The sequence below is a fragment of the Marinomonas sp. TW1 genome, assembly GCF_001625355.1.
Taxonomy (GTDB): Bacteria; Pseudomonadota; Gammaproteobacteria; order Pseudomonadales; family Marinomonadaceae; genus Marinomonas.
On record NZ_JSEE01000020.1, the window covers coordinates 55,962 to 68,542 of the forward strand.

Annotated in this window: 10 protein-coding genes; 9 read left to right on the top strand and 1 reads right to left on the bottom strand. The window is 43.4% G+C overall.

Annotation, left to right across the window (positions count from 1 at the left end; translation table 11 throughout):
• Window positions 1-88: 88 nt before the first annotated feature.
• Window positions 89-1,213, top strand: a complete 1,125-nt coding sequence (locus OA79_RS16575; RefSeq protein WP_063334326.1) for a beta-ketoacyl-ACP synthase III — start codon at window positions 89-91, stop codon at window positions 1,211-1,213.
• A 169-nt stretch (window positions 1,214-1,382) separates the two neighbouring features.
• Window positions 1,383-3,023, top strand: a complete 1,641-nt coding sequence (gene pgm / locus OA79_RS16580; protein WP_063334327.1) for a phosphoglucomutase (alpha-D-glucose-1,6-bisphosphate-dependent) — start codon at window positions 1,383-1,385, stop codon at window positions 3,021-3,023.
• 60 nt (window positions 3,024-3,083) lie between these two features.
• Here the strand turns inward: pgm and OA79_RS16585 are convergent, their stop codons facing one another.
• Window positions 3,084-3,824, bottom strand: a complete 741-nt coding sequence (locus tag OA79_RS16585; protein WP_063334328.1) for a spermidine synthase — start codon at window positions 3,822-3,824, stop codon at window positions 3,084-3,086.
• Between the two features lie 187 nt (window positions 3,825-4,011).
• On the opposite strand from OA79_RS16585, the gene OA79_RS16590 reads away from it, so the two are divergent.
• The 7 genes from OA79_RS16590 (at window position 4,012) to OA79_RS16620 (ending at window position 12,327) form a co-directional block, all read left to right on the top strand.
• Window positions 4,012-4,941: a hypothetical protein gene (locus OA79_RS16590; protein WP_063334329.1), complete on the top strand. Its 930-nt coding sequence runs from the start codon at window positions 4,012-4,014 to the stop codon at window positions 4,939-4,941.
• A 151-nt stretch (window positions 4,942-5,092) separates the two neighbouring features.
• The gene (locus OA79_RS16595) at window positions 5,093-5,974 is read left to right on the top strand and encodes an NAD(+) kinase (RefSeq protein ID WP_063334330.1); all 882 of its coding nucleotides are present in this window, start codon (window positions 5,093-5,095) and stop codon (window positions 5,972-5,974) included.
• 51 nt (window positions 5,975-6,025) lie between these two features.
• Complete coding sequence (locus OA79_RS16600) at window positions 6,026-6,910, top strand: rhomboid family intramembrane serine protease (RefSeq protein ID WP_063334331.1); 885 nt, start codon at window positions 6,026-6,028, stop codon at window positions 6,908-6,910.
• Window positions 6,911-6,944: 34 nt separating this feature from the next.
• Window positions 6,945-7,226, top strand: a complete 282-nt coding sequence (locus OA79_RS16605) for a YeaC family protein (RefSeq protein ID WP_063334332.1) — start codon at window positions 6,945-6,947, stop codon at window positions 7,224-7,226.
• Window positions 7,226-8,050 (top strand): DUF2797 domain-containing protein, encoded by an 825-nt coding sequence (locus OA79_RS16610; protein WP_063334333.1) that lies wholly within the window; start codon window positions 7,226-7,228, stop codon window positions 8,048-8,050. The genes OA79_RS16605 and OA79_RS16610 overlap by 1 nt, the downstream gene beginning before the upstream one ends.
• 10 nt (window positions 8,051-8,060) lie before the next feature.
• Window positions 8,061-10,694: an aminopeptidase N gene (gene pepN / locus OA79_RS16615; RefSeq protein ID WP_063334334.1), complete on the top strand. Its 2,634-nt coding sequence runs from the start codon at window positions 8,061-8,063 to the stop codon at window positions 10,692-10,694.
• Window positions 10,695-10,842: 148 nt separating this feature from the next.
• Window positions 10,843-12,327, top strand: a complete 1,485-nt coding sequence (locus OA79_RS16620; RefSeq protein ID WP_156486288.1) for a hypothetical protein — start codon at window positions 10,843-10,845, stop codon at window positions 12,325-12,327.
• Window positions 12,328-12,581: the final 254 nt, after the last annotated feature.

A 12,581-nucleotide genomic window follows, 5' to 3' on the forward strand; every position in this document is an offset into this window, starting at 1 on the left:
ATATTACATTTTTGTGGACGAAGACGGATTTGTCGTTCACAATCTCATCTATACTTAACACAGCAAAACAATAATAAGGACGAATGAAATGAATTCTTCTGTTGTCATTAGCGGAGTCGGTTTATGGACTCCTGCACATTCCATTACGAATGAAGAACTCGTCGATAGCTATAACGCATGGGCGGAACAATACAATGCGCTTCATGCCGATGCGATTGAACAAGGTGAATTAGAGGCTAAGCCTTTATCCAGCGCGGCGTTTATTGAAAAAGCGTCTGGTATTAAAAGTCGTTACATTTATTCGAAAGAGGGCGCGTTAGACATTGATCGAATGCGGCCTTTGCTATCCCCTCGCGGGGATGATGAAGTCTCTCATCAGGCCGAAATGGCGATTGCCGCAGCAAACAAGGCATTGGCAGCAGCCAATAAAACCCCTGCCGACATCGATATGGTCATTGTCTCTTGCGCTTATACCCAACGGTCTTATCCTGCCATTGCTATTGAAGTGCAGTCTGCACTTGGTATTGAAGGGTTTGGCTTTGATATGTTGGTAGCGTGTTCTGCGGCGACCTTTGGTTTGCAGCGCGCAGTTGATGCGGTAAAAGCGGGAACGGCAAAAGGGGTATTGGTGATCAACCCAGAGCTGACCTCAGCACAAGTGAATTATATGGATCGCGACTCGCACTTTATTTTTGGTGATGTGGCGACAGCGACTGTGGTCGAGCTGGCTGAAACTTGTCAATCGGATCATTCATTTGAGGTGTTAAGCACCAAATGTGTGACGTCCTATTCTAATAACATTCGATCTAACTTTGGCTATCTGACCCGTGTGACAGATGAAGATCCCTATGGTGCAGATAAATTATTTCATCAAAATGGCCGTAAGGTTTTCAAAGAAGTCTGTCCTATGGCGGCAGACCACATTGAAAGTCATTTGAACAGCGAGGGTATTGAAATATCACAGCTGAAGCGCTGGTGGCTGCATCAAGCAAACATCAATATGAATTTGCTGATCAGTAAGCGTTTATTAGGGCGTGATGCGACGTTAGAGGAAGCGCCAGTGGTACTGGATGAATACGCGAATACAGCCTCAGCGGGATCCATTATTGCTTTTGCCAAATACCATGAGGATTTACAACAAGGCGACATCGGTGTGATTTGTTCTTTTGGTGCGGGTTATTCTATTGGCAGCCTGATTTTAAAAAAACGCTAACCCATAAAAAGCAACCCTATTAGAACTTGTTTGGGAGACCAGCCAATGCCTCATTAGTTTCCCGAACGGCTTTTTCTTTGTTCAATAAAATCATCTCAGTCTTAACTCATTGAAAGTTTTGTGGATTTAAGCGAGACTTTGAATAAGCACAATGAATAGGGCTCACTATATGGCGATTCACGCACAAGCAGGACAGCTTGCTCCTCACGATTCTCTCGTGTCACTCCCGGAACTCATGACGGCTTATTATTTGAAAAAGCCTAATGTGGTTAACAATCCAGATGAAAAAGTCCTTTTTGGTACGTCAGGGCATCGTGGCAGCGCACTGAACACCACTTTTAATGAACATCATATTTTAGCGGTTACGCAAGCCTTGGCTGAATATCGGCAAGGGCAAAACATTGATGGTCCATTGTATCTTGGTAAAGATACTCATGCGCTTTCTGAGGCGGCTTTTCAAACCGTATTGAGTGTTTTGGTGGCTAATGGTGTTCGTGTTCGAATTCAACAAGCGGGTGGTTATACACCAACGCCTGTTATTTCACATGCAGTATTGACGCACAATCAAACCCAACAAGACATCAGTGATGGTATTGTCATTACGCCTTCTCATAATCCTCCTGAAGATGGTGGGATTAAGTACAACTCAACAAAAGGCGGCCCGGCAGATAAAGAGATCACAGATTGGGTGGCAAACCGTGCCAACGAGTTATTAGCGAATTGTCTTCAAGGGGTAAAACACGTAACGCTAGAAGAAGTGACGCAATCGAATTTGATCGAATCATTTGATTATATTGAGCACTATGTCAGTGATTTGGAGAATGTGATTGATATGGACGCCATTGCCAAAGCGAAGATTCGCATTGGTGTCGATCCGATGGGTGGATCCGGTATTCATTACTGGAAACCCATTGCTGATCGGTATGGATTAGATATTACTGTGGTCAACACGGAAGTGGATCCGACGTTTCGATTTGTGCCATTGGATAAAGATGGTCGTATTCGTATGGACTGTTCATCGCCTTATTCGATGCAATCCTTACTCAAGTTGAAAGACGATTTTGACATTGCGGTTGGCAATGACCCTGATTACGATCGCCATGGCATTGTCTGTGCCAAATCCGGCTTGATGAATCCAAATGCTTATCTGGCGGTTGCCATCGAGTATTTGTCAGAACATCGTCCACTTTGGCCTGCTGATACCATGTTCGGTAAAACCCTTGTCTCGAGCGGCATGATTGACCGTGTGGTAAATGGCTTAGGCAAACAATTGTGTGAAGTGCCTGTTGGTTTCAAATGGTACGTAGAAGGCATGTACCAAGGCTCTATGGGGTTTGGTGGCGAAGAAAGTGCTGGTGCGTCTTTTTTACGTAAAGATGCCAGTGTTTGGACAACCGACAAAGACGGCATCATTATGGCGCTGCTCGCTGCTGAAATATTGGCAATAACAGGTAAGGATCCGCAAAGGTTATACGAAGAACAAGTGGCGCGATTTGGTAAGCCATTTTACAAACGTATAGACGTTGCGGCGACGCCTGCTCAGAAGCGTTTATTGGGTGCTTTACAGGCGGATAATGTGACGCAAACAGAACTGGCAGGGGAGAAAATTGAATCGATTCTAACCCACGCTCCGGGAAATCAAGCCGCCATTGGTGGATTAAAAGTGTCTACCGCGAATGGATGGTTCGCGGCGCGTCCATCCGGTACGGAAAATGTCTATAAAATTTATCTGGAAAGTTTTGTTTCCGAAGCGCATTTATTAGCACTTGAAGTAGAAGCGAAAGCCTTAGTCGATTCAGTGCTGTCTTAAATGAATATAAGAACGTCGCAGCCATTAAGGAGAAGCCAGCGATAAGCTGGCTTTTTTATGTCAAAGCTCAGTCAGGCGGGTGAGCCATTTATTGAGAGAAAACCCCAAGGTGTTACTTAGTTTTTGCGCCATGGTTTTAAGCTCTTTGGCAGTATGATCTGGCTTTTGCTTGCCGGCTAAGATCACCCAATTACCGCTTCCTGTGTCCAACGCACTGACGGAACGGAAATGTTCTTTCAGGCATTGTGTGAAATCGTCATTGTGCTTTTGATCTATCCAGCAGTTGAGAACAAGCCAGCCTGTTTCTTTTATGTTTTTGGCACAGTTTTCAATAAAGCTAGGCGCAAGAACATGAATGTCCATACCGTGAGTGTTGTAGATGTCTGTCATTAACAGATCGACTTTTTTGTCGAGTCCTTGTTCAACATGGTCAATGGCATTGTCTAAGGTTAGCTGAATGCGTTTGCCTCTTGGCAGTTTAAAAAAAAGCTCCGCGGCATCCAAAACGTCTGCCCTTAATTCAACGGCGCTAATTTGCACACTGGGCACAGCGTGATACAAAGCATGAATCAAGGTGCCACCACCTAGACCTAAAATGCATACTCGCTTGGGCTGACAAAATAATAAAGCGAGCATCATGGCTTGAGTGTATTCGTGCTGCAATACGTGCGGCGTAGATAAGCGAATACGACTTTGTTCGTCGCCATCAGCAAAAGACAAAATCCGATATTGTCCATCATCAAAGACGCGAATCGGACCGAATTCATCGGCGGCATCATACAATAAGTTATGTTGGCTCATGGAGATCCTTGTTGAGTATGGTGCCTTACTCTAACTTCGATCTGAGTTTAGGTCTGAAGAAAGGGCGCAATACAAATAAATAGAGTGGGGGATTCTAACAAAAAAACCATTAGGATAATCTGTCTATGTGCCATTGTGAGTATAATGCATATATTCTTTTTATGAATCGACTTTGGTTAGGCTGTTTGTGTCATTAATTCAATCCATCAATCTTAATTTTTTAGGTGCGTCTAAACTTAACCAAACGTATCAGTTGGACATTTATCGTGGCGATTTAGAACACGCAAAAGCGCCAGGAAACAAGTGGCATAAGTTGCGCCATCATTTAAAAGCTGCGGAACAACAAAATGCCAAATACATTGGCTCTTTAGGTGGGCCTTATTCAAATCATTTGCATGCCTTGGCGGCCAGTTTAGCAGATCGAGATGAACAGGCTATTCTGCTAGTGCGAGGCGAGTTACAGGCTGGCTTAACGCCAACGTTACAAGACGCAGTTGCAGACGGAGCTGAACTCTGGCCGAGTCAACGTTCGGATTTTCGCTTGGGCTTGGAAGCGGATGTGGTAAAACACATTTCACAGCTTTATCCAGCTATTTATTGGGTTCCTGAAGGGGGCGGTGGTGTATTAGGTGCAGAAGGTTGTGCGGATTGGGCCAATACTATTGGAGCAATATCTGGTCAGTACTCCGCTTGGGCTATTGCGGCAGGTACGGGAACCACAGCAGCGGGCATTTTATCAAGTGAGGCCTGCCCGAAACTCGAGGTGTTTAGCGCCCTAAAAGGGATGGCTCAACAGCGTGTTGAGATTATTAGCTTGGCGGCTAATATTGCAAAACAAGAAGACGACTTACAACATATTAGTGATCGTCTAGGGTTTCATGATGACGCACATCTGGGCGGTTATGCTAAGCTTCCATTGGAATTAACGATGTTTTTAAAAGCCTTTTTTGAGGCAAATCCCTATGTTGAATTAGACCCGGTTTATACGTCAAAAGTGTTCTTTAGTCTTTGGCATAAAATGAAAAATGGTGCTTGGCCGCATGCTAAAACGCTGATGATTCATACTGGAGGAATGCAGGGTTGGCGTGGCTATGCTTCGCACCAAACTCCGTTTTGAATGAAAAAAAATCAAACAGCGTTTGATATTAGCCTTCGCTCATAGCGAATATAGTCTGCTTCATGTTAAAGTGGCGCAAATTATGTAAGACTCCAATAGCGATCGCAGTGAGTTCATTTGTATACATTGAAAGCAGGAAAGAGAAGGACGCATGAGTCTTTTTAAACGTATTGGCATTATTGCTCGATTAGACAAACCGCAAATTTTAGACACCGTGAAGAAGTTAATGGATTATCTTCAGGATAAAGAGGTGCAACCTGTTCTCGAAAGCCAATTGGCGGCGATGATGCCTGGCATCAAAGTAGCGCAAGCCCCACTTAAAGAGTTGGGTGATCATTGTGATATGGTCATGGTCGTAGGTGGCGACGGTAGTTTCTTAGGTGCTGCCCGTGCAATTTGTAACTATGATATTCCAGTACTGGGGATTAACCGTGGTACTTTGGGCTTTTTGACCGACATTTCTCCTCAACATCTACAAGAAGAATTAGACCCTATTTTGGCGGGTGAGTATCATGAAGAAAAACGCTTTATGATAGAGGCTAAGATTAAACGACAAAATCGACCAAGTGGTGATGGCATCGCGTTAAACGATTTGGTTTTGCACCCAGGTAAATCGGCTCGAATGATACGTTTTGATCTTTTTATTGATGACCAGTTTGTGATGAATCAAAAGTCCGATGGTTTGATTGTGGCCACGCCAACAGGATCAACGGCGTATGCTTTATCCGCTGGTGGACCAATCATGTTACCGAAATTGGATGCCTTGGTGCTGGTTCCTATGCACCCACATACCTTAAGTAATCGTCCTATTGTGATTGATGCTAATGCGAAAATTCGAATTGTGGTATGTGAATCCAATTTGACCTATCCAAGCGTAAGTTGTGATGGGCAATTGAATATCACAGCGGCACCGGGTGACGAGATTCATATTACTAAAAAGCAGGGTGGCATTCGTCTTATTCACCCAAAGGCTCATGACTTCTACAATGTTTGTCGTGATAAGCTTGGGTGGCAGTCAAGTTATCGTCCTTAATCTGATAGATTAAGCTGGTATTGTCTAAAAAAGGTATCTTTTTAGAATTTCATGTATTTTGTATATCGCTTTGACACGACAGAAGAACCGCAATTACTGGCTAATGCTTTATGGCATCATAAAGTAGCTCATCAAATTGTTGAGAATCAAGGGGCAAGAGAGTTATGGCTGCTGGACGCCAGTCAACAGGCCACAGTTCAACAATTAATTTTGATTTGGAAAGAAGATCCATCCCTGTTACAAAATTCTCATGTCAATCAGGCTACCGAACGAAAATCACCAAGCAACTTAATGATGCAGGCCAAACAATCACCTTTAACTGTGATGGTATTGCTGATCAGCTTTGTTGTTGCCGTTGTGACCGAATTAGGAGCCAACCTTTCTTTAGTCAGTCTGTTTACCATTAGTCCATTCGATGTGACGAACGGTCATATTTATTTTATGAATTTATCCGATGTTATGGCGAAAGCTGAATATTGGCGTGTGTTAACGCCAGCTTTTTTACATTTTAGTGTGGTTCATATTGTATTTAATTGCCTATGGGTATGGGATATTGGCCGTAAGTTAGAAGTGCTGGTCGGTAAACTTGTGTGGCTGTTGACGGTGCTGATTACCGCAATATTAAGTAACGTTTTACAATTCTATTTCAGTGGATATCCAATTTTTGGCGGTTTGTCTGGTGTGGTATATGGTTTGATCGGTTTTGCTTGGCTATTGCCGATTGTTCGTTCACATTACCCTGTTTTGATCAGTAAGGGCTTAATGGTCTTTTTCATGATTTGGTTGGGCGTGGGCTACACGTCATTGCCTGAAACACTGGGGTTAGGCAATATCGCTAACACAGCACATACAATCGGTTTGCTCTCAGGGTTGGCGCTTTGTGTGTGCTTTGGGGTATTTGATGCATTTTTTGGTAAACAGATTAAAGCCGATTAAATGCTTGAGCTGATTCGGTTTAAAGAGAGAAAACATGAACTTTAAAGAAATGATCGACAATATGTCACCGGAAGTCTACGCCAGCCTGAAACAAGCCGTAGAGCTTGGCAAGTGGCCAAATGGCGTACGCTTAACGGAAGAACAAAAAGAATTATGCTTGCAAGCGGTAATTACCTACGACTACACCAATAAGTCTGAAGAAAAACGCGTGGGTTTCATTGATACACAAGTTCACCAGGGCTGTGACAGCAAACAATCGACCAATGAACATGAAACCATAAAATGGGTGGATAATTCAGCAGAAGGCAAGTCCTAATGCTGCAAGGTCAAATTCGTAAGATGAAGGTTGAAGCCATCGATGGCAAGGTGCAATACCAACTTAATCTGGACGATCAAAGCCAGCAGATGAATGATCTTTTGGGGCAAAGAATTCGTTTGGACTTTAGCGGTGATATTCATTGCATTCACTGTCACAAAAAGACCAAGAAATCGTTTAGTCAGGGCTATTGTTTTAATTGTTTTCGTAAACTTGCGGCTTGCGATACGTGCATCATGAGTCCGGAGAAATGCCATTTCCATTTGGGTACTTGCCGTGAGCCTGAGTGGGCAGAGCAATTTTGCATGCAAAGCCATTATGTTTATCTTGCCAATTCTTCTGCATTAAAAATCGGTATCACTCGTGGCGATCAGCTGCCAATCCGTTGGATTGACCAGGGGGCAACCCAAGCTAGACCGATTTTTCGCGTTGAAAATCGTCGTTTATCCGGTCTAGTGGAAACCTTATTTAAATCTGAAGTGGCGGATAAAACCAACTGGCGTAATATGCTAAAAGGTTCGGATCTGGTGTTGGATCTTGAGGCTGAACAAGAACGCTTGATTGGTCAGTTATACGAGGGGTTAGACTCACTGCAGCAAGAGTTTGGCCTACAAGCCATTACCGATTTGTCGGATCAGAATGAAACCCACGAATTTACCTATCCAGTGTTGGAATACCCCACTAAGATCACCAGTCTAAATGCAGAGAAAACACCCGTCATTGAAGGGGTGTTAATGGGCATCAAAGGCCAATATTTGATTCTCGATACTGGTGTCATCAATTTACGCAAATACACAGGTTACCAAGCCAGTTTAAGTTTCTAGGAGAGTGATTATGAAAGAGAGTCAACCGTCAGCGATTTACCTGAAAGACTACAAAGTCCCTCCGTTTCTGATCGATAAAACAGAATTAACCTTTGAGTTAGACGAAGCCACGACGGTGGTAACGTCTAAATTGCACATGCGACGCAATCCAGACTCGAAAGAAAATACCGCTCCACTGGTACTTGATGGTGGCGAAGAGGTAAAGTTGGTTGCGGTAGCCATGGACGATTATGTCTTGCCGTCTGGTGAATATCAGCTGGTGGACAATCAGCTAATAATCACCGCCACGGCGGACCGTTTTGTACTGACTTGCGAAACCTTAATTGAACCGCAAAACAATACTCGATTAGAAGGTTTATATCGTTCTTCTTCTATGTTCTGCACTCAGTGTGAGGCAGAAGGTTTCCGTCACATTACCTATTACCTTGATCGCCCTGATGTGATGTCGGTATTCACCACAAGAATCATTGCCGACGCTGAAAAATACCCTGTGATGTTGTCTAACGGTAATGAAATTGCTCGTGAAACTCTGGATGATGGCAAAACGTCCGTTGTCTGGCATGACCCATTCCCAAAACCGGCGTACTTGTTTGCTCTGGTGGCGGGCAACTTGGAAGTGAAAAACGACACCTTTGTGACGCAGAGTCAGCGTGAAGTGAAATTGCAGATTTTCACCGAAGCCCACAATATCGATAAAGTCGATTACGCGATGGAAGCCTTAAAGCGATCCATGCGTTGGGATGAAGAGGTTTATGGTCGAGAGTATGACTTAGATATCTTTATGATTGTCGCGGTGGATGACTTCAATATGGGGGCAATGGAAAATAAAGGTTTGAATATCTTTAACTCCTCTTGCTTGCTAGCCAGCCCAGAAACGACAACGGATGATACTTATTTACGTGTTGAAGCCATTGTTGCCCATGAATACTTCCACAATTGGTCTGGCAACCGTGTTACTTGTCGTGACTGGTTTCAATTAAGTTTGAAAGAAGGCTTTACCGTATTCCGTGATCAGAGTTTTTCGGCGGATATGCATTCTGACACAGTCAAACGTGTGGAAGATGTGTCCTTCTTGAAAACCGCTCAGTTTGCTGAAGACGCAGGTCCAATGGCGCACCCAGTGCGTCCGGCTTCCTTTATTGAAATCTCCAACTTTTATACCTTAACTGTGTATGAAAAGGGCGCCGAGATTGTGCGCATGATTCATACCTTGTTAGGCGCTGAGAAGTTCCGCAAAGGGTCGGATTTGTATTTTGAGCGCCACGACGGCCAAGCCGTGACTTGCGATGACTTTGTGGCCGCTATGCAAGAAGCTTCCGGAGTGGATCTGACGCAATTTAAACGTTGGTACTCTCAAGCTGGCACACCACAGATTCGTGTCGTCGATGAATACGATGAACAAGGTCAAACCTATCGTCTAACCTTACAGCAAGAAACACCAGCCACCCCTGGCCAACCAACTAAGTTGCCTTTGCATATTCCCGTGCGTGTTGGCTTGATTGATCAATCAGGTAATGCGCTTTCAGCCTCCTTCAATGGCGATTCGTCCGACGAGCATTTATTGGAATTGACAGAAGCCGAGCAGGTATTTGAATTCACGCAAGTTGCAACCAAGCCTGTGCCTTCTTTGCTAAGAGGGTTCTCTGCGCCAGTGAAGCTGTCTTACGACTATTCTTCTGCGGATTTGCTGTTGTTGTTGTCCGCTGATCAAGACGGTTTTAATCGTTGGAACGCTGGCCAACAGTTAGCGGTGAATGAGCTTAATACCTTAATTGAACAAGCGATCGCTGGAGAAGCTCTGTCTCTAACCTCAAACTTAGTGGAAGGTTTCAAAGCGCTATTACAAAACGATAATTTAGACCCTGCGATGGTGGCTTTGATCTTGAATCTGCCAAGTCAGGCTTATTTGTCAGAGTTGGCTCAGGTAATTCATCCTAATGCCATTAAACAAGCTCGCCAGTATTTGAAAAAACAGATAGCGGAGTCTTTGCAAACTGAATTTGCTCAAGCTTATCAGCAACATCAGGTTACGGGTCCATATCAGGCGGAAGCAAAAGACATTGCCAGTCGTTCATTGAAAAACCTTGCTTTGTCTTATTGGTTGGAAAGTGGTGCTGAGACAGCGAAACAGTCCGTTGTTGACCAGTTTGAATCGGCAGATAATATGACGGATCAGTTTGCCGCGTTATCCATTGCCGTCCACAACGGTCATGATAAAGCGGACAATCTGCTCGATGCTTTCTATCAGCAATGGCAGAATGAACCTTTGGTCGTGAATAAATGGTTAATGCTAAGCGCCAGTCGCGAGCAGGAAAAGGCCGTTGATAGTATGAAAACACTAATGAAACACGACGCGTTTGACCTTAAAAATCCAAATAAAGTGCGTTCTCTTTTGGGTGGGTTTGGTCAAAATATTTCCGCGTTTCATCATGTTGACGGCAGCGGTTACCAATTCTTAGCCGATCAAATATTGGTATTGGATAAGCGTAATCCGCAAATTGCTTCTCGTCTTTGCACGCCATTAACACGCTGGAAGAAAATGGCGCCAGAATTACGTGTTAAAATGAAAGCAGAACTAGAGCGTATTATGGCCGATGACTTATCGAAAGATGTGTATGAAGTGATTTCAAAAAGCCTCGCTTAACACAACTGGATACAGCCAGTAAGTTGGCTTTTATCGGCTTTAACTTACTGGCTTTTTTATACTTTTTGTAATAATTTTCTTTACGGCTTTTTTGCATTCTATACTTAAATCTGGCATAAGGTTTAACTACCTTGGGATTAAGGAGCGAATGATGAAAGCACGTACGGCGTTATGGGTTCCCGTTGCAGTTGGCTTATTGTTATCGGCATGCAGTAACCAAAGTACCAGCACAAGTGACCAAAGCAGTAGCGAAGAATCGCCATTAGACACGGAACTGTCTACAGACACAGCGGCCCCTATTCAAGCAACCCCAGCTTCAACTCAGTCCGATTCAGAAATTCTTCGTCTTAACCAAGCGTTAGCAGATAACGAAGTGGAACTTCAGCGACTGGCCAGTTTACTAGACGACAAAGACCGCCAAATTGCGCAATTGCAGTCATCAACGAGTAATGCAGAAGTCTTGCTTGATCTAGAAAATGAAAAAACACAACGTGATGCGTTGGAAGCTCGATATCAAGCTTTACAGCTTGAAAACAATCAGCTAAAAGACAAAATTCAACAATTAAGCTCAGAAAATACCACTCTCCATGAACAGTTGGCGCAACTGGCCAGTCAATCTAGTCAAAGTGAGCAATGGCAACAAAACTACCAATTGGTTTTGGATGAAAAACAAAGCTTACAGCAACAAGTAGCGCAACTACGTCAGCAAAACAGTATTTTAGCCAGACAATTGGCTGACGCCCGTGAAGAGCATCAGTTACTAAGAGAACAGTATAATCAATTATCTATGGCACCATCTGAATCCAATGCCTTGGAGCAAGCGCAAGCCAAGCAAATCTTTTCTTTACAGAACAGCATTAGAGATTACCAAGCCACAATACATCGCCAGCAAATGGCCCTAAAAGAATATCGATCCCAGATGATTACACTAGAAGGCGCTATTGATGATCATGCCGATATGGAAGCACGATGGTTGGCAATGGACCAAAAATTGGCAACGGCACAAGTAAACAATGCCCGCTTAGCTCAGCAATTAGCTAACGCTCAAGCAAGTCTGAATGAGAAGAATCAAAAAGTGTCAGATCTTAATCAGGCTTTAGTAAAACTCAAAAACGATCTTGGTATATTAGAAAACGATACCATTTCTTTACAAGCGGAAAGTCACTCGATGGATTCGCAGTTGGTATCTAGTATCCAAACGGTGAATTGGCAACTACCAAATGAAATGGCTTTAAACGATACGTTTGAGATATTAGTAACGGCCACCGTGGCTCAGCCTGTATTAGGACAGAGTTATGAGGCTGAATTGATTACCGACAGTGAAATTCAAATGATTAGTAATGCTAAAGTCAAAGCCAATGTAGAAGGTGGTCAGCTGCAATGGCGTTGGCGATTAGCGGGCTTGAATGAAAAGCCAGAGGCGGAACTTAACCTTTTAATTCGTCAGCAAATGAGTTTTAAAAATCAGACTATCCAAAGGTTGGTGTATCAAGATAACCAGAGTCTAGCGTTAATTAATACCAACCTATTTGAAAAATACGGTTACTGGACCATCGCCATCTTGCTTGGCCTACTTGGCGGTTTCCTAATCGGTCGTATTGGTAAAGGAAAAGCATCAGAACAAATTAGCTAACCTAGAAATAACGTTGTGTAAATCGAAGCCAACTCTTATCTGAGAGTTGGCTTTTTTTAAGCCTAGTGTTGCTGTAATGCTGAGAATTCTAGTGGTATTTTTGAAAATTAGTGGATGTGGCGTTGTCCTCTTTAATTTTTTATGTAAAATAGTGTAAATTAAAGTAAGAAATATGGATTTTTAGGTGCAAAAACGGATTTTTGTTACTTGGTTATGCGCATTGTATGCGTCATGCCTTTCTAGTTTTTCCCATT

What these genes read in the sequence shown, in the direction of transcription:
- OA79_RS16605 (WP_063334332.1), top strand. Translation starts at nt 6,945, where the DNA reads ATGAACTTTAAAGAAATGATCGACAATATGTCACCGGAAGTCTACGCC.
- OA79_RS16610 (WP_063334333.1), top strand. Translation starts at nt 7,226, where the DNA reads ATGCTGCAAGGTCAAATTCGTAAGATGAAGGTTGAAGCCATCGATGGC.
- OA79_RS16600 (WP_063334331.1), top strand. Translation starts at nt 6,026, where the DNA reads ATGTATTTTGTATATCGCTTTGACACGACAGAAGAACCGCAATTACTG.
- pepN (WP_063334334.1), top strand. Translation starts at nt 8,061, where the DNA reads ATGAAAGAGAGTCAACCGTCAGCGATTTACCTGAAAGACTACAAAGTC.
- OA79_RS16620 (WP_156486288.1), top strand. Translation starts at nt 10,843, where the DNA reads ATGATGAAAGCACGTACGGCGTTATGGGTTCCCGTTGCAGTTGGCTTA.
- OA79_RS16585 (WP_063334328.1), bottom strand. Translation starts at nt 3,824, where the DNA reads ATGAGCCAACATAACTTATTGTATGATGCCGCCGATGAATTCGGTCCG.
- OA79_RS16575 (WP_063334326.1), top strand. Translation starts at nt 89, where the DNA reads ATGAATTCTTCTGTTGTCATTAGCGGAGTCGGTTTATGGACTCCTGCA.
- pgm (WP_063334327.1), top strand. Translation starts at nt 1,383, where the DNA reads ATGGCGATTCACGCACAAGCAGGACAGCTTGCTCCTCACGATTCTCTC.
- OA79_RS16595 (WP_063334330.1), top strand. Translation starts at nt 5,093, where the DNA reads ATGAGTCTTTTTAAACGTATTGGCATTATTGCTCGATTAGACAAACCG.